Origin of the sequence: Rhodococcus sp. 008 (assembly GCF_001682295.1) — a bacterium.
GTDB classification, from domain to species: domain Bacteria; phylum Actinomycetota; class Actinomycetes; order Mycobacteriales; family Mycobacteriaceae; genus Rhodococcus_F; species Rhodococcus_F qingshengii.
This window is the reverse complement of the sequence record NZ_CP012749.1, coordinates 4,353,540-4,379,441: the sequence shown is the minus strand read 5'-3', so window position 1 is coordinate 4,379,441 and position 25,902 is coordinate 4,353,540. Positions and strand designations below refer to the sequence as shown.

Below are 25,902 nucleotides of genomic sequence, written 5' to 3'. Positions count from 1 at the left end.
TCGTTTCCCTCTAGCCGCTGATCTTACTTTGGAGTAAGTTACCGACTATGGCCACATACATCGTCACTGGCGGTACCGGATTTCTCGGACGAGCTGCACTGCCACTCCTGCTCGAGCGTGATCAAACTGCTCAGATCCATGTGCTGGTCAGAGCCGGTTCTGTCGCCAAACTCGAAGAACAGGTGTCGGCAATTCCCGGCGGCGATCGCGTGCATCCGCTCATTGGAGATCTGACCGAGCCTGGGCTGGGCATCGATTCTCCCCCACCTGCCGACCACGTCCTTCACCTCGGCGCGATCTACGACATCACCGCCGGAGACGAGCAGGCTTCGACGAATGTCGAGGGCACACGCTCCGTGGTCGAACTTGCTGCGAAACTGGGAGCCACCCTTCATCACGTGTCATCGGTCGCAGTCGCAGGCGACTATCCGGGCACGTTCAGCGAGACCGATTTCGATTGCGGCCAAGGCTTTCCGACGCCCTACCACCGAACCAAGTTCGAGGCCGAGAAGCTCGTTCGAGAACGAGAAGGCCTCACCTGGCGTGTTTATCGGCCGTCTGCCGTGGTCGGCAACTCCGTCACCGGGGAGATGGACAAGATCGACGGTCCGTACTACTTGTTTCCAGGACTGGCGCTACTCGCGAAACTACCTGCAGCACTCCCCGTCCCGATCCCCAACCTCGGCGCAACCAATGTGGTGCCCGTCGATTACGTAGCCGCCGCCCTCGTCGAATTGATGCACGCGCCCGGCCACGACGGCGAAGCATTCCATCTCGTGAATCCGAAACCTCAACCGGTACGCGAAATCTATGCCGGACTCGCCAAGGCCGCCGGAGCGCCCCGGCCCGCACTCAGCCTGCCGGGCGTGATCGCCAAACCCTTTGTCTCGCCATTGCCGATGGATTCGGCAGAATCGGCGCGGAAGGTCTTCCTCGATCGCATCGGCATGCCTGCAGCATTCCTCGACAACATGACGATGGCGCCGACATTCACCTCCGCGAGAACCGTTGCCGCCCTGGCCGGATCAGGACTGGCGGTCCCCGAGTTCGGGTCGTACTCCACTGTGTTGTGGAAGTACTGGCGCGCAAACCTCGATCCCAATCGCGCACGACGTAACAGTCCCGAAGGACCACTCGTCGGTCGGATCGTTCTGATCACCGGAGGCTCTTCCGGAATCGGCAAGGCATCGGCCATTGCCGCCGCTCAGAAGGGCGCCACCGTTCTCCTGATCGCACGCCGCACCGACGAACTCGATGCCGCAGTACAGGAGATTCGATCAGCCGGAGGCAAGGCGTTCGGTTACCCCTGCGACATCACCGACGACGAGTCGGTCCAGCACACGATCAAAAGCATTCTGACAGAACACGATCACGTAGACATGTTGGTAAACAACGCCGGCCGATCCATCCGGCGCGGCATTTACCACTCCACTGATCGTTTCCACGACTACGAACGAACGATGGCCGTGAACTACTTCGGCGCTGTGCGATTGGTGCTCGCCTTGTTACCGACCATGCGTTCTCGCCGCTTCGGCCACATCGTGAACATCAGCAGCGCGGGAGTCCAGGCGGCAACGCCTAGATTCTCGGCCTACGTGGCGAGCAAGGCCGCCCTCGACGGTTTCTCGGACGTAGCCGCCTCTGAAACCCTGGCGGACGGAATCACTTTCACGACCATCCACATGCCCCTGGTCGAAACACCGATGATCGCTCCGACCGGCGAATACAACAACGGCCCGATCACCAGCCCGGAAAAGGCTGCGGCAATGGTGATCCGCGCGCTGATCGACCGCCCCAAACGCATCGACGTACCACTGGGAACCCTGGGTGATCTGGGAACCCTGTTCGCACCGCACACCAAGGACCGAATTCTCAACCAGATGTACCAGGCATTCCCCGACTCTCCGGCGGCAAAGGGTCAGGTAGACAAGGAAACTCCGGCAGACGCTCCGGCAACACCGACGCGACAGCACCACTCGCGCTCGCGCATCCGCAAACTCGGCCGTCGTGCCGCCCGACTCGTGCCCGGTACGCACTGGTGACCGGTGGTGTGACTTCGCCTCGGAGCGTTTCGGCAAGAGGAACGGATCTGTAGGTTCAGTCGGCGAATCCTCACCGGGTCACGCTGACAAAAGCAATCAACCGCCAGTTGCACAGGGTTCCGTATCGGTGCCTGACCCCGGGACCACCAGACCAGACTCGTAGGCGATGACGACAGCGTGCGTCCGATTCTGAGCACCGAGCTTTGCCAGCACGTTCCCGACATGCGTTTTCACTGTCTCCAGGCTCACAACCAGAACCTGAGCAATATCCGAGTTGCACAGCCCGGTGGCCATCAACCGCAATACCTCTTCCTCCTTTGCTGTCAGCGCTGCATTCGGGAACGCCTCAGCGGAGACCAACGGGCGGGGCGTAACCATCCGGCGTAGCGCGGCAGGGAACAGGATCACTTCGCCCGCCGCCACCACACGTACTGCCGCTGCGATCTGCGGGACTGGGAGCCGCTTCAGCACGAAGCCACTCGCGCCCGCACTGAGTGCGGCCGTGACGTAGCCATCGTTTTCGAAAGTGGTGATTACCAAGACTTTCGGCGGTTCGGTGCACTCGGCCTGGAGGTGCCGAGTTGCCTCTATTCCGTTGCGCAGCGGCATCCGCACGTCCATCAGCACCACATCCGGACGAAGTTGCCGCGAAAGCTCCACTGCTTCGATACCGTCGGAAGCCTCGCCGACGACCACAATCCCGGGCTGAGCTGCGAGCAGCATACGCAGGCCGCTGCGGGTAACGTCGTCGTCATCCGCAATCAGCAGGGTGACTGGCATGCTTGCAGGTTTGGCGGCGTCCTCACTCCAATTGGCTTCGGTCATCGTGCCACCCGTACCGGCAACTGAACACTCAATCGCCAGCCCTGGGCTCCGTCCGGTCCAGCCTTGAACTCACCGTTCAAGAGTCGCACGCGCTCGGCCAAACCTGCCAGGCCGCGCCCTGATCTTCGAACTACGTCTGCCTTTCCCCCGGTCACTGCCCCGATGCTGTTGACCACTCTGAGCTCGACGCTCTCCGAGCCGACTGCCACCGTGATTTCGATCGGCCCACTGTCCCCGTGCCGCAGAGCATTGGTCGTCCCCTCTTGCAGGATCCGGTACGCCGCGCGAGAGAGTGTCCCCTGGATCTGTGAAAGGTCACCCGACAGGTTCACCTCCACAACCGCCCCCGCATGCCGCAACCGATCAATTAACGCAGGCAAGTCCGACAGCGTCCGAGAAGGTACAGCCCCAGGCCTCTCCTCGCGAAGTACACCCAGTACGTAGTCCAGGTCCTCGAGCGCTGCCCGTGTCGACTCCTCGATGCTACGCATGGCGGCCCTCGCTGCGGCAGGATCGGAGGCAAGCACCTCGCCGGCCACCGCCGCCTGGATCGTGGCGGCGGTGAGCGTGTGTCCGATCGAGTCGTGCAACTCGTGAGCGACCCGATTACGTTCGGCCAGTTGCAGTTCACGTTCTTCCGCCAGCGCGAGCCGTTCAGCCGTGGACGGCCCCAACAGTCGTGGCGCCAGCCATCTCAGCAGTGTTGCCACCAGGACACAAATTCCTACCGCAAGCAGGAGGCAGCCGGCCGCCACGATCCAGGTCCATCCACCCGTCACGTCAACCGACGTATCGAACAGACTGATTCGCGCCGTGCCGCCGAGCCAGTTCCCCGGGAGCGAAATCCCCATGATGAAAAGGACGCTGGTCGCGAGCGCCGCCAGCCAACCCACCATGACATGCAGGACAATCCAGAGCGGGGCCCGCCAGCGATCAATCTCCGAGAGGTTAGGAGTACGGTGTCCGAGCGCTGGACTCGGCAGCGACACCTGCAGCAGTCGGCGGGCAGTAACGATGAGCGCGCGTCGCACAGGATGCACCAGGCCGAGTGCTCCTACCAAAGTCACCCATATGAGCAGGACCGAAAGCACCCGGACGAACTCGGGTGCGGATTGCCACGCGAGAGCAGGCAACATCGCAACCACCAGAAGTGGCAGGCTTGCCAACACACCACAAAAGGCGAAAAGTACAGCTGAGTATGTAGAGCCCCGCATCAGCGGTCGTAGTCCTGTGATCATGATTCGACAAGTATGACTGGGCCGCTCGGCGATGGCCTCCCCCGATCGAGGGAGATGGTTTTCCCGCGTCGGAGCGATGCGCGACCAATCCTCCAGCAGACAGGATCGTGTCCAGACCGATCAATCTCTCCAAGGAGTTCTACTGATGCGCCGCCACAGTCGACAGGGCCAACCTCCCTCACCCCAAAGACAAAGCCGGAAACGGCACCGCGCCCTCTGTTCCGTCGCAATGACTCTCAGCGTGGTCACCCTCGGTGCGTGCTCGTCGTCCGCCGATACCGTCGCTGCGCGGCACGATGCGGTTCAACACTCACTCGACGCACTGGTGAGCGAGGACGGACTAACCGCCGCCCTCGCAAGCATCCAAGACCGAAACGGCAACTCCCACAACTACACCGCAGGAGTCGGTGACCTGACCACCGGATCAGAGGTACCCCCCAACGGCCAGATACGAATCGGCAGCAACACCAAAACCTTCACCGCAGTAGTGGTCCTGCAACTGGTCGCCGAAGGAAAGATCGAACTCGACACCCCCATCGAGACCTACCTACCCGGACTCGTCCGCGGAGACGGGATCGACGGCCACAACATCACCATCCGCCAACTCCTCCAACACACCAGCGGACTCCCCAACTACAGCAACTACCTGGAAGACGAAGTCCGATACTACGACCCACGCGAACTTCTCGACATCGCGCTCGAACATCCTGCCGACTTCGCCCCCGGAACGAGTTGGAAGTACAGCAACACCAACTACGTCCTCGCTGGCCTACTCGTACAGAAGATCACTGAAAAACCCCTCGCCGAGGAGATGAACCGGCGAATCTTCGCGCCGATCGATCTGCAGCACACATACTTTCCTGAACCATACGACGAGAAGATCTCGGAACTTCACCCCCGCGGCTACTACCGGGAGTCATCGGACGCGCCTCCCGTCGACATCACAGAGATAGACCCCTCGTGGGGATGGGCCGCAGGGCAATTGATCTCCACCACCTCGGACCTCAACCAGTTTCTCCACGCACTCCTCGACGGACGACTGCTCCCCGCAGCCCAACTCGACCAGATGCGCACTACCGTCCCCGCGGAGGAAACCTTCGGACCCGATGCCCGCTACGGACTTGGATTGGTCAGCCGCCCGCTACCGTGTGGCGGCCTTTCCTGGAGCCACGGCGGCAGTTTCCCTGGATACGAGACACGCGGGGGCGCTACCGACGACGGACGCGAAGCGAACATCGCGGTCAGCATGCAAGTAGTCGACGACGCCACCCGGAGAAAACTCGAACACGCGGTGGATATCGCCCTTTGTCGCTGAGGCCTCCTGTCAATCACCAAAGGCCGCCTACTCCGAAATAGCTCGTCAAACCGACAGTATCGGCCGCGAGACGCCGGACTCCGAGGTGCAGCCGGCTACACCCCGTACGCTCCGGCACGCACCACCGAGAGACTGCACTTCGCACCATGGAGGACGCGTACGCACATCAATACTGTTCTCTGCATGTGGAACTCACCACGAGATTCGACGAACAGGAGACCACAACCAATGACCACCCTTCGACGTCGCCCCCTGCTCACCGTGCTTCCGGCAGTCACCGCTGCAGCCCTCATATTGGGCGTGAGCGGATGTGGTGACACCACTGACTCCACTGATTCCACTCGGCAAAGCGACGCTGCCGTGCAACAGGCGCTCGACGGCGTCATCGAGCAGGGGATCCCCGGCGCACAACTCGTGATCTCCGACCCGTCGCGGGGCACTCGCATCATTCGTGCAGGAATGGGAAACACCGCCACCGGCGAGCCTATCCCCGATGATGCGCGGGTCCGAATCGGCAGCAACACAAAGGCCTTCGTCTCGACCGTCGTCATGCAACTCGTCGACGACGGACTGCTCGACCTCGATATGAGCATCGAGCACTACCTGCCCGGAACGGTCGTAGGCAACGGGAACGACGGCAACCGAGTCACCATTCGAGATCTCTTGCAGCACACCAGTGGACTGACGGACTACCTCGCCGCCGGCGGAGCACGGCCGGAAGACATCAAGCCCGGCCAGCTGCTGGTGGGGACAAGCGCACAACCACCGGAGCACTTCTCCCCCACTGAACTGGTCGATATCGCGATGTCTCTTCCACCCGGCCCGGCAGCCAAAGACAAGGCTGTCTATTCGAACACGAACTACATTCTGCTCGGGATGCTCATCGAGAAGGTCACAGGACGCCCTGCCGCGCAGGAGATCACCACCCGCATAATCGATCCGCTCGGACTGATGGACACCTATTTTCCCGCCTCCCGCGAGACACAGATCCGCGGTTCTCATGCACAGGGCTATCACCCGATTGACGGCATTCAGGTCGATGTCACCGATGGCGACGTGTCGTGGGCCGACACCGCAGGTGCGATGGTCGCAACGGGCGCCGACCTCAACACTTTCTTCACGGCTTTGCTACGCGGCGATCTCGTCTCGAATGACAGGCTCGCCGAGATGAAACACACCGTGCCGTTCGACAGGAGCCCGCAGGACAGCTACGGACTCGGACTAGTCCGCGTGAACAGCTCCTGCGGGAAGGAGATCTGGGGTCACGGCGGCGGAATTCCCGGCTTCGGCACCTCGGGCGGAGTCGATACCACAGGACGCGCTGTGACTCTCACCCTCAATCACATCCCGATGAGCGAGGACGCCTTCGTAGCAGCACAGCGAGTTGTCGACGCAGCGATGTGCGAGAAGTGAAGGAAACATGTTCGTGCACGACTTCGCACGCAACATCGAACAACAATTCTTCCCGAGCGAACGATGTCCCGAACCTACCAATCCTCAGGAGTTCTACTGATGCGTAACAATATTCGAAAGGGCTTCCCTTCCTCAGATCGCCGGCAGGACCGCAAACGGCACCGGACCTTTTCGGTCGTTGCCGCGGCGGCCCTCGGTGCCATGACGCTGGCGTCCTGCTCGCCGTCATCCGCCCTCAGTCCCGATACCGTCGGTTCTTCCTCCACCGAGTCCGACGCGGTTCAACGCTCCCTCGACGCGCTGGTGAGCGAGGACGGACTACCCGCCGCCCTCGCAAGCATCCAAGACCGAAACGGCAACTCCCACAACTACACCGCAGGAGTCGGTGACCTGACCACCGGATCAGAGGTACCCCCCAACGGCCAGATACGAATCGGCAGCAACACCAAAACCTTCACCGCAGTAGTGGTCCTGCAACTGGTCGCCGAAGGAAAGATCGAACTCGACACCCCCATCGAGACCTACCTACCCGGACTCGTCCGCGGAGACGGGATCGACGGCCACAACATCACCATCCGCCAACTCCTCCAACACACCAGCGGACTCCCCGATTACGGAATACACGTCAATGACGAAGAGATCAGATACCGCTACGCCGACCCCCACGATTTGCTCGACGTCGCGTTCCAACACCCCGCCGGCGCACCGCCCGGAACGAGTTGGGGGTACAGCAACACCAACTACATTCTGGCCGGCCTACTCGTACAGAAGATCACTGAAAAACCCCTCGCCGAGGAGATGAATCGACGTATCTTCGCGCCGATCGGCCTGCGCGACACCTACTTCCCACCCCCGGGAGACATGACCATCCGGGGTCCCCATCCCAAGGGATACCACCGCACCGCACCAGACAGCCCACTGAGTGACGTCACAGAGATGGACCCGTCGTGGGGATGGGCCGCAGGGCAGCTGATCTCCACCACCTCGGACCTCAACCAGTTCCTCTACGCGCTACTCGACGGACGACTGCTCCCCGCAGCCGAACTCGACCAGATGCGTACCACCGTCCACGTCGGCGGGCCCACCGGACTCGAGTACGGCCTCGGCCTCACCAGCAGGACTCTCTCGTGCGGCGGGGTCTACTGGGGCCATGGCGGCGACATAGTCGGTTACGAGACCCGCGGCGGCATCACCGACAACGGGCGCGCCGTAAACCTTGCGGTGACTGCTCTTCCCACGACTGCGTCCGCCACGCAACACGTGGTAGACACCGTGGACAGAGCTTTGTGCAGTTAAAGCTCTGGTGACAGCGTCACCCGGAATCTCACCCGAGTGACGCTGTACCGCCCGACGAAACATTCGGTCGGTTATTGGCCGAACGGACCAATGCGGCCTACGTGTCCGCTGCCACACTTCATCAGTCCATGCGGCACAACGCAATTCAGGAGGCATGATGAAGTCGGAACGCGCCACAGTTGAGGAACCCTCGCATAGCGGCGGCAAGTCGATACAAAACATATTGGACAACAAGTCAATTCGTCGAACAACGACTATGACTGTTGGGCTGCTCAGTACGATCTGGATGATCGACATGATAGATCGCGTGATGATCGGGCTTGCACTGCCGATGATCGGAGACGAATTCTCCCTCAGTAATACGCAATTGGGCGGAGTCGTGTCGATCTTCGCCATCTTTTACATGCTCGGGCAGGTCCCCGGCGGCATGCTGGCCGACCGATTCGGACCCCGGCCACTGTTGATCGTTGCGTTGATCCTGTGGTCGGTGTTCACCGCACTGACAGGATTCGCCTGGGGACTCGTCTCGCTGATGGTCATGCGTGCGATGTTCGGGCTCAGCCAGGGTCTCTTCCCAGCAGCGTCGTTCAAAGCTCTGGCTGAGCGAACCCGTCCGAAAACTCGCGCCACGGCCATGGGCTTCATGATCGGTGCAAACAACCTGGGCCCCGGCATAGCACCATTGATCATCGCCCCAGTTCTCATGGCCGTCGGTTGGCGGGACGCATTTTGGCTGGTGGCCATAGTCGGCGCCGTGATCGGCACAGTCGTCTGGTTGGTGCTCCCGGCGCCGCTGGACACAGAGATCACGGAAGATCCGGAGGCCGCACTGCAACCGCTCGCCCGTGAACACTCACGCGCCGCGGTATTCAAGTCCGTTTCGGTCTGGAAGTTCGCACTTCTGTTCTGCCTGGCTAACATGGCCGGATATGGGCTGTTGACCTGGGTGCCGAGCTACCTCCTCAACGAAAAGGGGCTCTCGCTGATCGATACGGGAATCTTCGCGGCGATCCCGTTCATCGTCACGGCATTGGCCATCGTCGTCGGTGGACGTCTGGTGGACAAGTACTTTCACGACAGCGCGCGCATTCTGCTCGTTCCGTGCATGGCCACCTCCGCCATTCTGCTGTTCTTGATGACTACCACCGATACCGTCGCGATGTTCACGTTCTATCAAACCCTCGCGATGGGCGTCAGCGGACTGTGCTCGATGTCGATCTTCGCCCTCCCGTTGCGGGCATTGCCTGCCGAATTCCTCGGTTCCGGAATGGGTTTGATCAACGGTTGTGGACAGCTCGCCGGTTTCATCACCCCCCTCGTGATGGGATGGATGGTGGACCAGTTCTCGTACATGGCCGCGTTCGGAGTCCTGGTCGGCGCGACGGCTGCGGCGGCTCTGGTGGCCATGATCGTTCCGCAAACCCCGGCGAAATTCTGAGGGCTCTCAGGTGGTCCGGCGAAGTGGCCGCTGAAGGGTCGTTCCCGGCAGTGGCCGCTTCGCCGATCCGGAGCTGACCCCGGTGCCAGCTCGTCACCTCACTGCATCGAACCCGTTGCGCGAGCGCCGAAGTGCGCGCCCTGCAAGCATCCCCGTCGGCACCCCGTCCGACAGTGCCGGTTGCCCATTGACCACAACGTGCCGCATTCCGGTCGCATACACTCTTGGGTTGTCGTATGTCGCGAGATCCTCTACCTGCGAGGGGTCAAAGATCGCCAGATCGGCGTATCCCCCTGGCGCAATGTAGCCCCGCTTCGCCAAACCGAAGTTTTCAGCAGGAAGGCTGGTCATTCGGCGAACGCATTCCTCGACTGATTGCCCGCCAATGCCGCGGGTGTAGCGGCTCAGAATACGGGCGAAAGTTCCGAATGAACGGGGGTGGACGGGTTGCCCCGCGAAAAGGGTCTCCGTGCTTTGAGCATCGGCATCGGAACCAACCGAAACCCAGGGACGCTCGAAGGCAGTTCGCGTGTTGTCCTCCGACGCAATGAAATAGGCAGCCTCGGCTGTGGGGAGAGCGTCGAGAACAGCCAGTATGGTGTCTACCGGGTCGTGATGCCCCATCCTCCGAGCAATAGATCCCAGAGCTTCCCCCGCTCGGATCCCGAGTGCCGGTACCTCGGACAAGATCGTCACCCCATCGGCGCCTCCGGACGCAGCGTAGAGATTCTCCCAGTCCTCGTCCTCACGATGGATCCTCTCGCGGATCTGCTCTCGGACACCGATCGAGTTCAGGTGCGTGCGCCCGGCCGTCGTGTCACGACACCGAAACTCCGGTGGCAACGCGGCACTGAGCAGCGTGTTCCCCGCCTCGTACGGATATACGTCCGCGGTGATTCGCACACCGTCCTCGCGAGCCGACTCAACCAATTGCAAGGCCTCGGACATTTTGTGCCAGTGCGACTTACCAGCAACCTTGAGGTGGTAGATCTCCCCGCGCGCTCCTGTCGTTCGAGCGATATCGACCAGTTCCTCGATGCTTTCGAGAAACCTCTGCCCTTCGCTTCGGAGATGGCAGATATGGACGGCATCGTGTCTGGCGAGCACCTGCGAAAATGCTCGCAACTCGCCGGAATCCGCATAGCTTCCGGGTGGATAGATCAGAGCCGAACCCACTCCGAGAGCTCCATTTTCAAGCTCCTCGTCGAGCAGGGCACACGCTTCGGCCAGCTCTTGTTCACTCAACAGGCGATTGTCCACACCCGCAACCACCATGCGCAGATTCGCCGCGCCGACGAAGCTCGCCACGTTGAAACCGACGCCGTTCGTCTCCAAGGATTCGAGAAAATCATGCAACCTCGGCCAATGTGATTGCACCCCAGTTGGAATCGCGCCCAATCCGAGCATCGCCGGAGTCATCGAACCCGTGACCGGTCCGAGAGACACGCCTTCACCGAAGACCTGGGTTGTGACCCCCTGATACAAGTCCGACAATCCTCGTGGGTCTTGCTGCAGCGTGAGGTAACTATGGCTGAGCACATTCACAAAACCGGGAGCCACCATGCAACCGCGAGCATCGATGTCGATCGCCCCCGGCACAGCACCGATCGTTCCGACTTCCACGATCGTGTCACCGGAGATCGCAACATCCGCTTTCCTGGGCGGGCTCCCTCTACCATCGAGCACAGTCCCGTCCCGAACGACGATTGTCGGCAGCATCACGTCTCCTCCACGGTGGCCTTGCTGTCGCGAGATGCGACCCTGTTCACTTTGCTGAATCGTGGAAGCGAAATCTTGTTCCAGACACACATACGCGATGCAAAATTGGTGCCGCCCTACCAAACTGGCCCATGGTTCCGATCATGCCATCGGTCAGCCGACGACCCTGCGGATCTCATTCTCGGAGGCATTGGCGCCCGTGCAGACAACAGCAACGCGCTTGCCAGCGAAGGTGTTCGGATGCGCATAGACCGCAGCAAGTGCGGCCGCACCGGCGCCTTCGCTCAAAGTGTGAGCGTCGTAGAGCAACGCCCGCTGTGCGAGGGTGATGTCGTCATCCGTGACGAGCAGGAAGCCTCCTAGCCGTTCACGCAAAACACGTTGTGTCAGTGCGAACCCGGCACCGGTCGCAAGCCCCTCGACACGGGTGGTGTTCGGGCGCTCGACGCACGTGCCGGAACTCCACGAGTCATGTGCGGCTCGTGCGGCCTCAGACTGCACTGCGAACACCTCGAGGTGCGGTGCAAGCGCACTGGCGACGAGACACGCCGCCGCCGCACCGCTGCCGCCACCGACTGGGACCACCACCGCGTCCAGATCAGGTTGTTGTTCGAGGAGTTCGACGTAGGCCGTTGCAACACCGGCGAGGATTGCCGGCTCATTGGCGGCGCTCACGAGACGCAGGCCGTCACGTTCGCTGATGAAATCGGCATGAGCACGTGCCTCGTCGAAGTTCACACCGTGCTCGATGAGCTCGGCTCCGAGCATGCGGACAGCGTGAGCCTTGACTGGATTCGCCCCAACCGGCATGACGATCACACACCGCACGCCCGCACCCGCCGCGGCATACGCCAAGGATTGAGCATGGTTTCCGGTCGAGTAGCCGACAATCCCCCGCGCCCGCGTCGCCTCATCCAGTCCTGCCACCAGGTTCAGTCCGCCGCGAACCTTGAACGCACCCGTGGGGTGCACGTTCTCGTGTTTGACGAACAATTGGCTGCACGAGCCCGCACCCAAGGTCGGGTGCGATATCAGGGGCGTGACCGGTAGATGCCGACGGACGACCTGACTGGCACGCTCGATGTCTGCCCATACGGGTGGATGTAGCTGGTTTGATGCCGTGAGATCAGATGCCGGTGCCATGTGATTCACCCTGCCAAACACCGATTCATAGATCCAATACGTGTTTTCGTCCAAAGCATCGAAATCTTCTATGATTTTGGCATGCTCGATCCAATTCGGCTGAGGGTCCTGGTCGCTGTTGCACAGGAAGGGTCGGTGACAGCCGCCGCCGATTCTCTCGGTTACGCGCAGCCCTCCATCAGTCACCACCTTCGACAGCTCGAATCGGAAGTCGGGGTTCCACTGTTCCAGCGAGCGGGTCGTGGACTGCGCCTGACGGACGCCGGCGCAGTGCTGGTTCGGCGAGCCACCGAGATCCTCGGCCACGTCGACGCAGCGGTAGCCGAAGTCCAGACGTACGCAGGACTGAGGGCCGGGCGGGTACGACTGGCCGCATTCCCGTCAGCCCTGGCGAGTTTGATTCCGCAGGCGATGGCAGCGTTCACGTCCCAGTACCCCGATGTGTCCATCAGCCTCGTTGATGCAGAACCACCCAAAGCACTTGCACTGCTCCGTAACAACGATGTCGACGTAGCTGTTGTCTTCGCGCACGAGGACACCCCTGAAGTCGGGCTCAAGCATGTCGCGCAGACGGCTTTACTGGAAGATCCGTTGTACCTGATCACCTCTGCGCGGAATGCAGATGCCGCCAACGAGATCACGGACTACGCCGGTGAGACCTGGATTGCCGGTTGCCCGAGCTGCCGAGCCCACCTCCTCACCGCTTGCAATCGAGCTGGATTCATTCCGCGGATCGAGTTCGAGACCGACGACTACGTCGCCGTCCAAGCCCTGGTCGCCTCCGGAAGCGGGGTAAGCACCCTTCCGGCCCTCGCCCTCCAGGCACATCAGAACCCGAGTATCCGCGCACACCGCATTCCCGGCGAGCGACCCACTGTCTCCGTCGCAACCTACGGCAAACCTCCATTTGCTCCCGCGATCGACGCGTTCGTCAGAACTCTGACAGCGATATCCGAATCCATGCGTGAGCGCGTCGAATTGGATGGGCACCAAGATAACCGGTGACCTCAGGTCCGGCCGACCACCGCGACTATCAGTGCGGCAAGTTCGCTTCGAGCATCGTCGGGCGAGAGCGCTCCCGCTACCGCCGCATGCGAGAGTGCCTCTGCAGCACCGAATATTGCGGTCATCGAAGGTTGCGCAAGTCCTCCGCCCGCACCAAAGGGAGTCAGCACCTCCCGACATCGTTCGGAATAGGCGTGTTCCGATTCACGCTTGACCCGCTCCAGCTCGGGCGAACCCTCTAGCGCTGCAAGCACACCCGTCAGTTCACGCCCCTGCGCCAGCGAACATCCGACGTAGGAGTCGGCGATGGCATTCGCGCGTCCGTTCAGAGACTCATCCGCGGCATCGAGATACTCCTCGAGCATCACCGTCTGACGATCGTCGAATTCCTTGAAGAGGGCTGCCAACAACGCGGCGCGAGAGGCGAAATGGCTGTATACAACTGGCTTTGCAACGCCGGCACGTTCAGCCAACCGACCAAGGGTCAGCGCGTCCGCACCCTCCTCTCGCACCAACGCCCACGACACCTCCACGAGTTGTTCGTACCTGCCGGCTCGCGACAGTCTCGTACGTGCCATCGGACACCTCCTTGCGCTATATACCAATAGTAACCTACTCTTAGTACATAAGCGCACCATCTACCGAAGGACGCTCATGACCACACTCGTCGTAGTCTCCCACCCCGATCCCCAGTCACTTACCCAGCATGTCGCCCGTTCTACCGCCGACGCGATCCGCGACCTGGGCGGCGACGTCGACTTCGCGGACCTACATGCCGAGAATTTCGATCCCCGATTCGCCGAAGCCGATGTGAACCTGTTCCGCGGCAAAGGGACTCCCCCGGCCGACGTTGTAGCCGAGCAGGACCGAATCGATCGTGCAGACGATCTGATTCTCGTGTTTCCGATGTACTGGTGGTCGATGCCCGCACTACTCAAAGGTTGGATCGATCGAGTCTTCGTCAGCGGATGGGCGTACGAATTCACCCCGGGAAGCGAATTCGTGAAGAAACTGGACCGACTCACCGTCCACCTGATTCCAGTCGCAGGTGACGACGCCGAGAGTTTCGACCGACACGGCGTGTACGAGGCCTTCCGGACACAGATCGAACGCGGAATCATCGAATATTGCGGTGCCACACTGGGATCGACAACCTTCGTTCACGAGTCGGACACGAAGAGCCGAGACGTCCTCGCCGCAGAAATCCACGACCTCAGCGAAAGCATCGCGTCCCGTGTCGCCTACCCTGCGACCGCGACTTCCCGTTGACGGTCAAAAACGGTCAACTGGCGCTTGACCGGCCCGTGGCCGCCCAGTAGCGAAGCGTGTCTCCCGAATGGCCGAGGTTGCGCGACAACTGATCAGCTGGGCGCACGCTATCGAGAAGTCCCCCACACCCTTCGATAACATTACGCGAACCCGCGTTCGTTTCGTCGCAGGTAATCAGGACGCGACTGAGCCCCACCGGGTCGCCGGCATACGTGAGCACTTCCCGCAGAGCAGCCGACGCTATCCCTTTCCGCCGTTCCGACGGCCGAATCCCGTAGCCGATATGACCACCAAGATCAGCCAAGAACTCATTCAAGCTGTGCCGCAACTGGATAGCACCGAGATACCTGCCGTCTCGAACGATCCACCAGTTGGTTGCCGGGACAATGTCGGGCCCCGGCAACGCCTCGGGCTGCGCCAACAACTCCTGCACCCAGTGCCCGAACCCATCGCGGGAGGCAAGGTCGAGATCCAGACGTTGCGCAACTCCCAAGGCCGAGCCGGGCTGATCCGCCTGCGGTCCGCCCCACTCGTCACGCGACTCCAACCAGGACACCCACAAGGCCTCGTCAGGCGCAACCAAATCGACTGTCATAGCAGCGATGCTACGTCGCACCCGCAATGGTCGAGACTTCGCCTCAATCCATCGCAAAAGCACATAGTGTCGATGTATGAGTGGACGATTCACAGCTGGGGTCTTTATCGTCGTCGTCAGTGTCGTCGCCGTTGCGTTGGTTTGGACCGGCGTTCGAGACTATGAATCTTTCACTCCACCGGTCGCGACGGCGGTCGATCGGGCAGACTGCCTCGCCCCTGATATCACCGCCGCGCTCGTAGCCCCCGAGGCACGCGACAGCAGCATCGCACTTCGCCCCGAGGGAAGTGGTTACCCGCCTCCTGATTTCAGCCCCGTTGCCGTTGTTCGATGCGAACGCGGAGAAACGTCCGACGGTGGGTTGACCATCGACTCCATACGCCTCGAGGGGGACATCCACGCGGTGGACGATGCATTCCGCGAACAGTCTCGTCGATTTCCTGCCAACGTCCGGGCCGACTGCGCGTACCGTCTCGTCCCGCCAGCCGGTTTGTGGCTGGTAGACGAAGCAGGAGCAGCCATACGCCCTACCTGGCCGACCGCGCCCTGCGGACTGCAAGAGAAACCACACGCAGCCCTGAGCCAACTACATGAGATCAGCCGCGCGCAGCATCCGGTCGACGGCATCTCCTCCGATGACGCCGGAACCTGCGCGGAGTCGATCGGACAACCGTTCGCGACGACCACTGAAGCTGACATGAGTCGCATGGCAGAACACGAAGACACTCACGCGCGCCCACTGACGGAAACAGCTTTGGCTACACCGATTTCCGACGTCGGCAGACTACTGGTGTGCCGCTATTCCACCGAACCGCCGCTGCCCGAGTCCCGAATCCGCTTGTCACGCCAGCAGAGTACTGATCTGATGGAGGTTGCATCCACCGCGCCACCTGTAGGCCCATGCGATCTCGTCGCCCATCACATCGCTTCGATCGACGTACTTCGTCCCGACGGATCGGGCGGCACGCGGATGGCAGTCGAACTCGACGGATGCCAACGCGTAAACCTCCTCGGACAACGTCAATTACCGCCCGCAGTCATTGCGCTCCTGTTGCAGTAGCGATGACCCACACCCGAGTTCATCGAGACTGATCGTAGAAAACCGACGATGAAATCACAGGTCTCGAATCGACGTGACGACAACCGGCCTGACCGGCTTGGGCGCCGCGCCGCAACTCGGTGGACGCGGCGCGAGTTCGGAGACTGCAGTCTCCACGGCCCATTGCCGGCCGTCCACATGTGCGACGACGCATGTCCCGTCACTCGCCTGCTCGATGACAGCCAAGTCGTCGATTCCGCAGGTTATTTGCTGTCGCACAGCAATTTCCGAAGCCTGCCCCGCAGGAGACCAACAACTCCGTCCACGCAGGCCTGGCAAATGGACCTGATCTCGGGAAGCCACCTCCACGGCCGTGACACTCTCACTTGCCGACAGACGGCCGTACGTATTGCCGCTCGGCAACAGGATCATCGACGGCGCGAATCGGTGCCCGCCGGTATGCGAACACTCCCACACCTGGGGTCCGAAGGACGACATCAGCGCTGCGGCGATCGGCCTGCCGAATACAGCGCAGCACTGGTCGCGCTTGCCGTGTGCGCAAACCAATACGACTGGCTCGGTCACTTGCTCGCCCAGTCCTGGTGGCGGCCCATCCAACAAGAAGAAATCGACGTCGAGTAATTCCATCGGCGAATCGATGTGCAACCTTTCACACCATGAGTCGCTCGGATCGGAGCGCACAAGCAGGACGGTGTGTCCATCAGTCATCGGATCGGTGCGCCCGGGTCGCCGAACGAACATGATTCGTACGTTCGCTGCATCGGCTCGGCGGCTCAGCTCGGCGGCAAGCTCCTCCCCCAAGGCCGTACCGTCCAACACGTCACGACCCCACGCGGCATTGAATTCGAGGCATACCCAGCCCTGCACGACGGCAGCGCTGCCTGCCAGCGGCTCATCGACAGCAGACAGTGCGGAACAGGTTTCGGCTTCGATCACGAGGCCCATTGTGTCAGCCTCGCTGGGTGTCGATTCGCAAGTCCCTGTGGCCCAGTGACGCGGCAGCTCAATAGAACTTCTTGCCCTCCGCAAGCTGGTTCACGAACTTCTCGATCCGCCTGGCTCGCGTCTCCGGACGCTTTGCCTCCTGCAGTCGGTACGCGATGGTGAATCGGTTGGTGGAATTGAGCGTCGCGTAGAACTCACGAGCCTTCGGGTTTTCCGCGAGCGCATCGAGAAAGTCTTTCGGTACCTCGGCCTTGGCTGATCCCTCGTACGCGCGATCCCATCGACCGTCGGCCTTGGCCTTCTCGATCTCGGCGATGCCGGAAGGCTCGAGAAGTCCCGCAGCGTCGAGGCGGGCGACTATCTCGACGTTGCGTTTGGACCACGGACTCCGCGCGGTGCGTCGCGAAAACTTCTGTACGAAGAAATCGTCGTCGATTCGCCGTGCGAGGCTGTCGATCCAGCCGAAGCACAGGGCAACGTCCAACGCTTGGTCGTAGTCGATCGAACTGTGCGACGAGGTCTTCTTGGCCATTTTCAGCCAAAGGCCGGGGACCAACTCGTGGTTCTCGGACAGCCATCGACGGAACTCTTCTCCGTCAGCGAAGTATTCGGTGCCGAGTTCGACTGCCATCAGTGCTCCTCATTTTCGCGATACCCATACTCTGACAAAACCCTGCGACAAATATCCGAGAGTTCCGAGTGCGAGCACCCATTTGGCAATACTGACGGTCGAAGCGGCGCGAACCCTCGAGTCGGTGATCCTGTCGCGATGATCGAGGAAATGGAGTCCGACCACGTTCTCGACGTAGTCGCCGGCCGCCGATAGTACCGGCACTACGGCAAGGGCGCGCCGAGTTGCTGGGGAAAGGGGAACCCGCTCCCCGAGCCTCGTGCCCGCTGACCGCAAAGCCATCGCGTAGATCGCGGGATGTACGAAGTCGGGGTAGTAGTGACTACGAAATCGTGCCGTGGCCTCGTCGTCCATGGAGTCCAAGATCTCGACGTACCGGCGAGCGGAGAACGCCGTCTGCACTTCCAATACTTTGGGAGCCACCGGCCCGAGTAGGTGAGCAATATTCGCTTGTGAGACAACAAAAGCGGTGGTCCACAGTGCCATCGCCTTCGCAGGTCCAGTTGGTGCCATGCCACGATCGTGCCATCTTCGCACAACAGAACGGAACGGCCCGACGGAAGAGCTCGCCGAGAATGTGAATGAGGTTGTAAAAAGCGGGCATTCCGTATCGATCATCGGTCCGATAGCGGGGAGCGCGCATGTCGCCCAAGTCCAACCCGACTGTTCTGTTCATCCACGGACTTTGGATGCACCCGACCACCTGGGACCCCTGGGCGCAGGTTTTCAACGCGCAGGGATACCCCACGATGGCGCCGGGGTGGCCAGGGGACGCGTCGACCGTGGGTGAGACGCGTGAACACCCGGAAGACATCGCGGGACACGGCATCGAGGACGTGACGGATCACTACGCCAAGGTGATAGCCGATCTCGACGAACCACCGATCGTGGTGGGGCATTCGTTCGGAGGTTTGATCGCGCAGAAACTTCTGGGCCAGAAGCTGGCGACCGCGGCAATTGCCATCGACCCGGCTCAGCCCAAAGGGGTGTTGAAACTTCCCCTCGTTCAACTGGGCAGTGTTTTCCCGGTCCTGTCCAACCCCGGGAACTACCGGAAGGCGTACTCACACAACAGAGAGTCGTTCCACAAATCCTTTGCCAGCGCCGTGTCCAAGGACGAGTCCGACGCCTTGTTCGAGCAGTATGCGATTCCCGCCCCTGGTCGGCCCTTGTTCGAGGCAGCACTCGCCAACTTCGCGCCCCACAGCCCCGCTGCAGTAGATTTCAACGCCCGCCGCGGGCCACTCCTGATGATCGGCGGCGGCAAGGATCGCACAGTCCCGAAAGCCAGTTCGGACAGCTCGTTCAAGAAGTACGCCAAGGCCCCGACGATCAACGAATACAAGGTCTTCGGCGATCGAGGTCACTCGCTGACCATCGACCACGGCTGGCGTGAGATCGCGGACTACAGCCTTGCCTGGCTCGACAAGCAGGGCATGAGCCCGCCGCAAGGCAAGCACGAAAGTCAGTCTCAGCCGAAAGCTTGAAAACGACGGCGGTACACCTGCGGCGAGATTCCGAGATGCGTCGAAAATGCTCGTCGTAGGGATTCCGAACTGCCGAATCCCGCCAATTGCGCGGCTTCGGTCACCGAGTGGCCGGCATCGAGGAGCGCTTTCGCGGAGTCGAAACGGATCAACTCGACGTATTTGGCCGGCGTCGTACCGAGTTCTTCCCGAAAGAGCCTCGTCAGATGCCGTGGGCTCAGGTGCGCCAGGGCAGCCAGTTCGTCGACCGAGTACTCCCCCGCCGGATCGGCGGCCACCGCCTCGACCACTGCGCGAAGCGCGGGCACCCGGGGCCGCGGCCCGCTCAACGACGGCGAGAACTGTGACTGCCCACCTGGACGTTGGAGAAATACCACCAGAAGCTGTGCGACACGTCGGGCCATTTCTGCACCATGATCTCGCTCGAGCAATGCGAGCGCGAGGTCGATCCCGGCGGTCACACCCGCAGACGAGAACACCGTGCCGTCCTGGATGAAAATGGCGTCGGGAACTACCGTGATCTGCGGATAGGCGCGCGCCAGCGTTGCCGTGTGTTGCCAATGCGTCGTTGCGCGGCGTCCATCGAGCAGTCCACTCGCCGCCAGGATGAATGTCCCGGTACAGATCGAGGCAACCCGACCCGAACGTCCCGCAAGATCGCTCGCTGCCTCACGCAATTCCGGACTCACCGGCATCGACGGGAACACGTCGCCACCCATGACCAGCAACGTGTCGAAGGAACCGGAATCTGCGACGTCACAGTCGACCGGAATGCGCATGCCGGTCGACGAGTCGACATCGTGTCCACCCACCGAGCAGATCACCAACTCGTAGTTCGCTCCGCCGCGATTGGCCTCTGCGAACACCTCGCTCGGACCTGCGACGTCGAGCAGTTTGACGCCGTCGAACACCAGGACGGCAACTCGATGCACTGCGGTCACGATCGCTCCCCTTCGTCCTGATCTGTGGACAGTATGGCCGAGATCAGGGTGCGCCCGCGTGCGTGCTCGACCGACACTGGGACAGACCGAGAAATTCGCAGCAGCGACGAGCAGAGCAGGTACCGATGAACACGATCATTGCCGGTGTGAAAATCCCCGATTCGAAGATGGCTGCCGACGCCACCGAACTCGTCCGAGATACGGCGTCCGAGTTACTGTTTCACCACTCGCGACGCGTCTTCCTCTTCGGATCGCTGCAAGGCGCGCGTTTGGGACTGCACGCCGACCCTGAATTGCTATACGTCGGCGCCATGTTTCACGACCTGGGGCTCACCGAGAAATTCCGGGACAGTACGGCGCGATTCGAATTGGACAGCGCGGACGAAGCGCGGCGATTCCTCACCGGCTACGAAGTCGACGAAACCGACATCCGCAAAGTGTGGGAAGGCATCGCTCTACATACGACGCCCGAGGTCCCCTCGCGGCTGGAGCCCGAAATCGCCTTGGTGACAGCGGGTGTGGAGACCGATGTACTGGGAATCGGATACAGCGAACTCGACCGGGCCGACATCGACGCCGTCACCGCGGCCCACCCCCGTCCGGATTTCAAGAATCAGATCTTGAAGGCCTTCACCGACGGCTTCAAGCACCGTCCCGAAAGTACGTTCGGGACGGTGAACGCTGACGTACTCGAACATTTTGTGCCGGGATTTCGGCACATCGATTTTGTCGAGGTCATCCAGAACTCGGCTTGGCCCCAATAGAATTCGCAGTCATTTGGCCGCCTCACTCATCGCAGCGGCATCTTCTGCCCCGAACTTTTCCTCGAGGGTCTCCGGCGAATAGTCGAGGTCGATCTCGGCGACGTCGCGCCCGCGTGCAGACTCGACCGCCGAAAGTCGGCGCTGTGCACGGTCTGCGGCATACTCGAGGAACTCCTGATTGTCCAAACCGAACGGCTGCACCTCGAATTGATCGTTGACCCAGTTGATCATTCCGAGGGCCATGGGCATGAGTTCACCCATCCGCTGCTGGACGACGTCCCAGTTGTGATCGTCGGCGGCGACGTGCCTTCGGCAGGTGAACGTCCCCCAAGCCATGTGCCGTCGTTCGTCGTCACCGATCTTTCGCACCAATTGCTGCATGCCAGGGAGGATTCCGCGCGTCGCACAAACTTTCTGCCAGGCGTAGTAACCCGTCAGCGCCAGACTGCCCTCGATGACGTGGTTGTACGTGACGCTGGCACGCACCTGGTTGACCGGGCTGGGGTCTGTCTCGAGAATGCGTAGCGACGACGGCAGCTCCTCGTAGAACAGTTGCCGGTAGTACGGATTGTCAGCGACGTAGGAATGCAGGTCACTGGTCAATCCCACTTCGTCCATCCACAGCCGAAACACCTGGGTGTGCTTGGCTTCCTCGAAACAGAACTGCGTCAAGTACATCTCGTCGCCGAATCGTCCCTCGGTCGACATTGCTTTCATGAACGGTTGAATGTCTTCGGTGACGGCTTCTTCACCGGCGATGAACTGCGCACACAGGAAGGTGGCGCTGCGCTGTTGTTCGCTGGTCAGCTCCTGCCAGTCACGGGCATCCTGCGAAAAATCGAGGTCGGTTGGGTTCCAGAATTTGGCGTTTCCCTTGGTGAACAATCGGAGTGGGAACGAATCCCAGTTCAACCCTCCCGACCGAAGAGAACTGAAACCTTCTCGCCCCGGCGAGGTGACAGTCATGACATTCCTTCTTCCCGAACCGAAGACAGATGCCCCACCAGCATGCCCGCAGAACTGAAACGTGAATCAGTTTTGACGAAATTCGATCTATTCCTTCAGGGAAACACCCTTGGTCTCCATCACTGCGAAGAGCTTGGCGTTCATCTGAGCTGCCAGATCCGGCCGATACGAACCGATGTTGAGCGGATTGGCGAGATTGTTCAGTTCCAAGGGGTCGGCTTGTAAGTCGTACAGTTCGTATTGCGGCGCAGCAACTCCCGCAGGATCGAAGTACATCGTGTACTTCCAGCGGCTCTCGCGTATGCACCGAATGTGGTTGGGCTGCGTGACGATGTTCTGACCGTCGGGCGTCGCACAGTTCTGATCGTCGTAGGTGAACAGAATCGTGTCCTGAACCTGCGTGCTGGGACTTTGCGGATAAGCGGCAGCGTCGACGATGACCGGTGTCAGATCGGTACCCAGGAAGTTCCACGATTGACGCGCAGGCGCTTGGGCGAGCGTGGCGAGAGTGGGCATCACGTCGATCAACGACGCCAGGGCGTCGGTGCGAACGGGTTCGGGAAACAGCAAGGGGTTGCTGATGACCAGTGGAACGCGCAGTGTTTCCTCGTAGGCGTTGAACACTTTCTGCCGCAAACCTCCGTGGCTCATCCCCATCTCCCCGTGATCGGACATCCGAACGATCACCGTGTCGTCGAGCATCTGTGGAGTGGCTTCGATCGCGTCGAGCACGCTGCCGATGTGTTCGTCGACCACCTTGTGCATATAGGCGTAGAAGTTGATGTAGTTACGCGCCTGATCGGGTCCGAGCAGCGGCCCGAGCCCGGCTGCCAACAGCAGTTCCGACTGAACCTGGGCTGTCGGTTTGTGATTGAGCGCCAGGATCTCGTCGAAGGTGGGCGGCAAGTCGATACCCTGCTCGAAGGCGCCTGGCGCGTCCGATCCGTAGTTGTCGCACGTGCCGTTCATCGCGTTCCACGTCTGGGGGTACGCGAGGACATCGTGCGGGTTCACGAACGAGACGATCAGCGCCCAAGGCTGTCCGGATGCGACTGCGGGTCCGGAGAGAAACTCGACAGCTTCCTCGGCGACACGGCGATCATGGTCTGCGCACCCGCCACCGAAGTGATCCGGATTGGTGTCCTGGCCCGCGTCCGGCGGAATCCACCCCTCGAAGCCGAATCCTGCCACGTCCTCGCTTGTCGGATCACCACCCTCGACGCCTTTGCTCAGATGCCATTTCCCCCGGTACTGGACGTTGTAGCCGGCCGACGCCAGCAGCTTTGCCATGTTCTGTTCGGAGACCTGCAACTGTGGCTCGGTGGGTGAGACAGTGCCACCTTCGGTGAGCGTTCTGGTGACCCCGTGCTGCGCGGGGTAGAGGCCGGTGAAGAACGTACTGCGACTGGGCGAGCACATCGCGGTGTTGCACACTGCCTGGTCGAAACTCAGCCCGTGATCGGCAATCCTCTTGCGGTTGGGCAGATTCTGTTCAGCCCAGCCTTGTGGCCAGTACATCGGCCGGCGTTCCTGATCGGTGATGATGACAACGATGTTGGGTTTCTGCGGAAACCGATCGGCGGGTGCTGCTTGTACCGGCACCGCGCTCACCGCGCCGGCCGCGACGTCTGCCACTCCCGCGAGGACAAGGGCACCGACGCCACCTAGGAACGTCCGGCGCGGCAATGAATGACAATGCGGGGCTGGAACGTTCTCTGGGTTCACGGGCGTCGTCCTCTCGGAGGCGTTGTCGCCCCAGAGTTGACCGAATCACTCTTCGCTACACATGCTCGAGCAAACCGCCTGACTGATCAGCTCGATTACCCGATCCGCACAGCGCAGCGGATCCGGTGTCCGGCCGATGCCGAGAGTGTCGACTATCGAAATCGTCCTTCGCACATCAGCCTCCTCGACGCCCCACGACCAACCGAAGTCGTGATTCCAGAGCAGAACTGCGTTCTTCCCCGGATGGTTTCGGGCATGAACGGGGAGAACGATCACCGCATCCGTGCTCGGACCCTGCGGCCATCGAACTGTCTCACCGTGAACGGATCGTGCTACCGCGTCGACGTATTCGTGTGCGGACCAGTCGTTGCCGTTGGTATGCATGGAAGTACATTCGGTGCCACACACGTTTCGGATGGGTTCGTGGCATCACCGATCGAGTATTGCGCTTTCAGGAAATGAACGGCAACACAACGGATTCGAATTGGCGATGACCGTCGCGGTGGACACTGTGGCCGGTACGGAAAGAGACCAATTCGCAGCGTGCGACGGTGGCTGCAACAGCGTCGAGGCGAACAGGATCCACCATCCCGCCCAGACCTCCACGCAGGAACAACATGTCAGCCTCGATGAGCGGCAACCGATCCCACCACTGCGGATCCGGTCGGCGGAACTGCTCGAGCGCGGACCGCGTCATCGAGCGATCGAACGTCAACGCGGCTCGCGGATGCCGCACCAAACTTGTTGTGGCGTGCCACAGTTCTGGGACACTCGGCAATTTCCTCGCGAACACCTGTTCCGGGTCACCCGCGCGTAATGGTAACGGCGCTTCCTCGATGACCAACTTCCGCACCGCAGTGGGACGTTTCTGCGCGATCAACGACGCCGCGTGCCCGCCGAGCGAGTGGCCGACCAGATCCATCTGCTCGAGTTCGAGATGATCACACACGTCCATGACGTCGTCCGCGAACTCCTCGAACAGATACGACGACGCACGAGCGCTCCGGCCGTGGCCGCGAAGGTCGACCGAGACAACTCGCCGGTTGCGTGATCGCAAGGTCCGCGCGAACTTGTCCCAGGTACCGCTGTCGCCGCCCATCCCGTGCACGAGGACTACCGGAGGCAGATCGGCCACACTGGGATGCGAGCCGGAATCGCGGTAGCTGATCTGGACCCCGCCGGCACTTCGTACGTTAGCGACACTCACGAGTTCCCAGGATAGACCCGTCCTCGCGGATTGCTGACGCGGTCAGCCGAGGCTGCAACTCCCCTGGTCGCGTGACCTCGTCGTAGCGACCGAGTCCGATCCTCGCGATGTTTCGCAGCGACTCGCTTGCATCGGCGAAGTAGCCGCAATGCCCTCGAACGGCACCGGTACCGAAAACAATGGCTCCGTGCTGCGCCCGAACTGGAGACGGGCCGTGCCCGATGCGGCCGATCTTCACGCGTGGGAAGTAGCGGATCCAGTCCGACGGACCAAGCGCAGCCCAGAGATTTCCGGCAAAGCACAGGTCTTCGCGCGAACTGGTCCCCATCCCCGGACTACCCAGCACCACGCAATCGTCCACTCGCGCCGACGGGAGAGCGAGTCCGCACACCACGGCCCCGTAGCTGTGCCCGACGAGCGTCACATGCGCCGATCGCGGCAGGATACGAGTCAACCGCGCCAGATCTATCGCACCAACTTCTGCAAGTGTCCGGGAGAACGACTCGAGAAATCCCCACGGCGTCCGATAACCGACCCACACGATCACCGCGACGCGGTCGTTCGGCCCGAGCGTTCGGAGCATCCTTCCCAGTGTCCATCCGCTCGCGCGTGGTCCTGTCGGACGGTTCTCGTCGAAGTAGTTTCCCAGTCCGTTGTCGTTGCCTGGCACGAAGATCATGATGTGCTCGGCTGTGGCGACATCGCCGAACACCTCCACGATCCGGCCTTCGCCGGTCTCGTCGTACGCCAGAAGTTGTGCGTCGCGTAGCTCCATCGGCTCGTAGTGAAGTCGATCGGTTCCGGAAACGTCAGCTCGACCCGCCGTTTTCATGACACTCCTCGCGAAGAGTTGCAACGACGAGAATCATTGCAACAGT

25 protein-coding genes are annotated in these 25,902 nt (G+C 61.3%); 10 read left to right on the top strand and 15 right to left on the bottom strand.

The annotated features are described in order from the left end of the window. The first annotated feature begins 47 nt into the window (after positions 1-47). Complete coding sequence (locus AOT96_RS20305) at positions 48-2,042, top strand: SDR family oxidoreductase (protein ID WP_065352192.1); 1,995 nt, start codon at positions 48-50, stop codon at positions 2,040-2,042. A 96-nt stretch (positions 2,043-2,138) separates the two neighbouring features. On the opposite strand, the gene AOT96_RS20300 is transcribed toward AOT96_RS20305, so the two are convergent. Continuing rightward, positions 2,139-2,867, bottom strand: a complete 729-nt coding sequence (locus AOT96_RS20300) for a response regulator transcription factor (protein WP_007727444.1) — start codon at positions 2,865-2,867, stop codon at positions 2,139-2,141. Next, the gene (locus tag AOT96_RS20295) at positions 2,864-4,036 is read right to left on the bottom strand and encodes a sensor histidine kinase (protein ID WP_231917257.1); all 1,173 of its coding nucleotides are present in this window, start codon (positions 4,034-4,036) and stop codon (positions 2,864-2,866) included. The genes AOT96_RS20300 and AOT96_RS20295 overlap by 4 nt, the downstream gene beginning before the upstream one ends. Positions 4,037-4,334: 298 nt before the next feature. Between AOT96_RS20295 and AOT96_RS20290 the strand changes: the two genes are divergently transcribed. From AOT96_RS20290 to AOT96_RS20275, 4 genes are all read left to right on the top strand, one after another. Further along, complete coding sequence (locus AOT96_RS20290) at positions 4,335-5,420, top strand: serine hydrolase domain-containing protein (RefSeq protein ID WP_231917251.1); 1,086 nt, start codon at positions 4,335-4,337, stop codon at positions 5,418-5,420. A gap of 228 nt (positions 5,421-5,648) precedes the next feature. Then, on the top strand, positions 5,649-6,833 hold the full coding sequence (locus AOT96_RS20285) for a serine hydrolase domain-containing protein (RefSeq protein ID WP_007733647.1): 1,185 nt from the start codon (positions 5,649-5,651) through the stop codon (positions 6,831-6,833). Between the two features lie 99 nt (positions 6,834-6,932). Continuing rightward, a complete protein-coding gene (locus tag AOT96_RS20280; protein ID WP_231917249.1) occupies positions 6,933-8,129 on the top strand; it encodes a serine hydrolase domain-containing protein in 1,197 nt (398 codons plus the stop codon). A 286-nt stretch (positions 8,130-8,415) separates the two neighbouring features. Next, positions 8,416-9,567, top strand: coding sequence for an MFS transporter (locus AOT96_RS20275; protein ID WP_228232544.1), 1,152 nt, complete (start codon positions 8,416-8,418; stop codon positions 9,565-9,567). Positions 9,568-9,660: 93 nt separating this feature from the next. Here the strand turns inward: AOT96_RS20275 and AOT96_RS20270 are convergent, their stop codons facing one another. Beyond that, the gene (locus AOT96_RS20270) at positions 9,661-11,286 is read right to left on the bottom strand and encodes an N-acyl-D-amino-acid deacylase family protein (protein ID WP_065352882.1); all 1,626 of its coding nucleotides are present in this window, start codon (positions 11,284-11,286) and stop codon (positions 9,661-9,663) included. Positions 11,287-11,439: 153 nt separating this feature from the next. Next, complete coding sequence (locus AOT96_RS20265; protein ID WP_050656871.1) at positions 11,440-12,429, bottom strand: threonine ammonia-lyase; 990 nt, start codon at positions 12,427-12,429, stop codon at positions 11,440-11,442. A gap of 81 nt (positions 12,430-12,510) precedes the next feature. Here AOT96_RS20265 and AOT96_RS20260 point away from each other — a divergent pair, with 81 nt between their 5' ends. Beyond that, on the top strand, positions 12,511-13,434 hold the full coding sequence (locus AOT96_RS20260; RefSeq protein WP_065352191.1) for a LysR family transcriptional regulator: 924 nt from the start codon (positions 12,511-12,513) through the stop codon (positions 13,432-13,434). Between the two features lie 2 nt (positions 13,435-13,436). On the opposite strand, the gene AOT96_RS20255 is transcribed toward AOT96_RS20260, so the two are convergent. Continuing rightward, positions 13,437-14,012 (bottom strand): TetR/AcrR family transcriptional regulator, encoded by a 576-nt coding sequence (locus AOT96_RS20255; RefSeq protein ID WP_042449699.1) that lies wholly within the window; start codon positions 14,010-14,012, stop codon positions 13,437-13,439. Positions 14,013-14,088: 76 nt separating this feature from the next. On the opposite strand from AOT96_RS20255, the gene AOT96_RS20250 reads away from it, so the two are divergent. Next, positions 14,089-14,703: an NAD(P)H-dependent oxidoreductase gene (locus AOT96_RS20250; protein WP_003940783.1), complete on the top strand. Its 615-nt coding sequence runs from the start codon at positions 14,089-14,091 to the stop codon at positions 14,701-14,703. 13 nt (positions 14,704-14,716) lie between these two features. Here AOT96_RS20250 and AOT96_RS20245 read toward each other — a convergent pair whose 3' ends face one another. After that, on the bottom strand, positions 14,717-15,298 hold the full coding sequence (locus AOT96_RS20245) for a GNAT family N-acetyltransferase (protein WP_065352190.1): 582 nt from the start codon (positions 15,296-15,298) through the stop codon (positions 14,717-14,719). Between the two features lie 76 nt (positions 15,299-15,374). On the opposite strand from AOT96_RS20245, the gene AOT96_RS20240 reads away from it, so the two are divergent. Beyond that, a complete protein-coding gene (locus tag AOT96_RS20240; RefSeq protein WP_065352189.1) occupies positions 15,375-16,358 on the top strand; it encodes a hypothetical protein in 984 nt (327 codons plus the stop codon). 54 nt (positions 16,359-16,412) lie between these two features. Here AOT96_RS20240 and AOT96_RS20235 read toward each other — a convergent pair whose 3' ends face one another. From AOT96_RS20235 to AOT96_RS20225, 3 genes are read right to left on the bottom strand one after another with little or no spacing between them, the layout of a single operon-like run. Next, positions 16,413-17,303 carry a sucrase ferredoxin gene (locus AOT96_RS20235; RefSeq protein ID WP_058226415.1) on the bottom strand — a complete coding sequence of 297 codons (891 nt, stop codon included), beginning with the start codon at positions 17,301-17,303 and terminating at the stop codon, positions 16,413-16,415. Positions 17,304-17,361: 58 nt separating this feature from the next. Next, on the bottom strand, positions 17,362-17,934 hold the full coding sequence (locus AOT96_RS20230) for a YdeI/OmpD-associated family protein (protein ID WP_042923448.1): 573 nt from the start codon (positions 17,932-17,934) through the stop codon (positions 17,362-17,364). Positions 17,935-17,943: 9 nt separating this feature from the next. After that, the gene (locus AOT96_RS20225; protein WP_065352188.1) at positions 17,944-18,447 is read right to left on the bottom strand and encodes a hypothetical protein; all 504 of its coding nucleotides are present in this window, start codon (positions 18,445-18,447) and stop codon (positions 17,944-17,946) included. Positions 18,448-18,575: 128 nt separating this feature from the next. Here AOT96_RS20225 and AOT96_RS20220 point away from each other — a divergent pair, with 128 nt between their 5' ends. Next, positions 18,576-19,421, top strand: coding sequence for an alpha/beta hydrolase (locus AOT96_RS20220; RefSeq protein ID WP_042923446.1), 846 nt, complete (start codon positions 18,576-18,578; stop codon positions 19,419-19,421). On the opposite strand, the gene AOT96_RS20215 is transcribed toward AOT96_RS20220, so the two are convergent. Then, on the bottom strand, positions 19,406-20,362 hold the full coding sequence (locus AOT96_RS20215; RefSeq protein ID WP_030535113.1) for a GlxA family transcriptional regulator: 957 nt from the start codon (positions 20,360-20,362) through the stop codon (positions 19,406-19,408). The two genes, AOT96_RS20220 and AOT96_RS20215, sit on opposite strands and share 16 nt — an antisense overlap. A 125-nt stretch (positions 20,363-20,487) precedes the next feature. On the opposite strand from AOT96_RS20215, the gene AOT96_RS20210 reads away from it, so the two are divergent. Continuing rightward, entirely contained in the window at positions 20,488-21,126 is a 639-nt protein-coding gene (locus AOT96_RS20210) for an HD domain-containing protein (RefSeq protein WP_030535114.1), read from the top strand. A 9-nt stretch (positions 21,127-21,135) separates the two neighbouring features. Here the strand turns inward: AOT96_RS20210 and AOT96_RS20205 are convergent, their stop codons facing one another. The 5 genes from AOT96_RS20205 to AOT96_RS20185 form a co-directional block, all read right to left on the bottom strand. Next, positions 21,136-22,092, bottom strand: coding sequence for a R2-like ligand-binding oxidase (locus AOT96_RS20205; RefSeq protein WP_065352187.1), 957 nt, complete (start codon positions 22,090-22,092; stop codon positions 21,136-21,138). Between the two features lie 87 nt (positions 22,093-22,179). Continuing rightward, complete coding sequence (locus AOT96_RS20200) at positions 22,180-23,817, bottom strand: sulfatase-like hydrolase/transferase (protein WP_058226414.1); 1,638 nt, start codon at positions 23,815-23,817, stop codon at positions 22,180-22,182. Positions 23,818-23,862: 45 nt separating this feature from the next. Beyond that, the gene (locus AOT96_RS20195; protein ID WP_064443375.1) at positions 23,863-24,201 is read right to left on the bottom strand and encodes a DUF6292 family protein; all 339 of its coding nucleotides are present in this window, start codon (positions 24,199-24,201) and stop codon (positions 23,863-23,865) included. Positions 24,202-24,268: 67 nt separating this feature from the next. Then, entirely contained in the window at positions 24,269-25,024 is a 756-nt protein-coding gene (locus AOT96_RS20190; protein WP_065352186.1) for an alpha/beta fold hydrolase, read from the bottom strand. Continuing rightward, on the bottom strand, positions 25,011-25,856 hold the full coding sequence (locus AOT96_RS20185; protein ID WP_065352185.1) for an alpha/beta hydrolase: 846 nt from the start codon (positions 25,854-25,856) through the stop codon (positions 25,011-25,013). Before AOT96_RS20185 ends, AOT96_RS20190 begins: the two co-directional genes overlap by 14 nt. Positions 25,857-25,902 lie beyond the last annotated feature (46 nt).

Bases quoted from the DNA above. Each gene is read 5' to 3' on its own strand.
- AOT96_RS20300 (WP_007727444.1), bottom strand. From the start codon at position 2,867: ATGACCGAAGCCAATTGGAGTGAGGACGCCGCCAAACCTGCAAGCATG.
- AOT96_RS20260 (WP_065352191.1), top strand. From the start codon at position 12,511: ATGCTCGATCCAATTCGGCTGAGGGTCCTGGTCGCTGTTGCACAGGAA.
- AOT96_RS20205 (WP_065352187.1), bottom strand. From the start codon at position 22,092: ATGACTGTCACCTCGCCGGGGCGAGAAGGTTTCAGTTCTCTTCGGTCG.
- AOT96_RS20185 (WP_065352185.1), bottom strand. From the start codon at position 25,856: ATGAAAACGGCGGGTCGAGCTGACGTTTCCGGAACCGATCGACTTCAC.
- AOT96_RS20290 (WP_231917251.1), top strand. From the start codon at position 4,335: ATGACTCTCAGCGTGGTCACCCTCGGTGCGTGCTCGTCGTCCGCCGAT.
- AOT96_RS20265 (WP_050656871.1), bottom strand. From the start codon at position 12,429: ATGGCACCGGCATCTGATCTCACGGCATCAAACCAGCTACATCCACCC.
- AOT96_RS20270 (WP_065352882.1), bottom strand. From the start codon at position 11,286: ATGCTGCCGACAATCGTCGTTCGGGACGGGACTGTGCTCGATGGTAGA.
- AOT96_RS20220 (WP_042923446.1), top strand. From the start codon at position 18,576: ATGTCGCCCAAGTCCAACCCGACTGTTCTGTTCATCCACGGACTTTGG.
- AOT96_RS20280 (WP_231917249.1), top strand. From the start codon at position 6,933: ATGCGTAACAATATTCGAAAGGGCTTCCCTTCCTCAGATCGCCGGCAG.
- AOT96_RS20235 (WP_058226415.1), bottom strand. From the start codon at position 17,303: ATGGGCCTCGTGATCGAAGCCGAAACCTGTTCCGCACTGTCTGCTGTC.
- AOT96_RS20195 (WP_064443375.1), bottom strand. From the start codon at position 24,201: ATGCATACCAACGGCAACGACTGGTCCGCACACGAATACGTCGACGCG.
- AOT96_RS20245 (WP_065352190.1), bottom strand. From the start codon at position 15,298: ATGACAGTCGATTTGGTTGCGCCTGACGAGGCCTTGTGGGTGTCCTGG.
- AOT96_RS20230 (WP_042923448.1), bottom strand. From the start codon at position 17,934: ATGGCAGTCGAACTCGGCACCGAATACTTCGCTGACGGAGAAGAGTTC.
- AOT96_RS20275 (WP_228232544.1), top strand. From the start codon at position 8,416: ATGATCGACATGATAGATCGCGTGATGATCGGGCTTGCACTGCCGATG.
- AOT96_RS20255 (WP_042449699.1), bottom strand. From the start codon at position 14,012: ATGGCACGTACGAGACTGTCGCGAGCCGGCAGGTACGAACAACTCGTG.
- AOT96_RS20285 (WP_007733647.1), top strand. From the start codon at position 5,649: ATGACCACCCTTCGACGTCGCCCCCTGCTCACCGTGCTTCCGGCAGTC.
- AOT96_RS20240 (WP_065352189.1), top strand. From the start codon at position 15,375: ATGAGTGGACGATTCACAGCTGGGGTCTTTATCGTCGTCGTCAGTGTC.
- AOT96_RS20210 (WP_030535114.1), top strand. From the start codon at position 20,488: ATGAACACGATCATTGCCGGTGTGAAAATCCCCGATTCGAAGATGGCT.
- AOT96_RS20225 (WP_065352188.1), bottom strand. From the start codon at position 18,447: ATGGCACCAACTGGACCTGCGAAGGCGATGGCACTGTGGACCACCGCT.
- AOT96_RS20305 (WP_065352192.1), top strand. From the start codon at position 48: ATGGCCACATACATCGTCACTGGCGGTACCGGATTTCTCGGACGAGCT.
- AOT96_RS20250 (WP_003940783.1), top strand. From the start codon at position 14,089: ATGACCACACTCGTCGTAGTCTCCCACCCCGATCCCCAGTCACTTACC.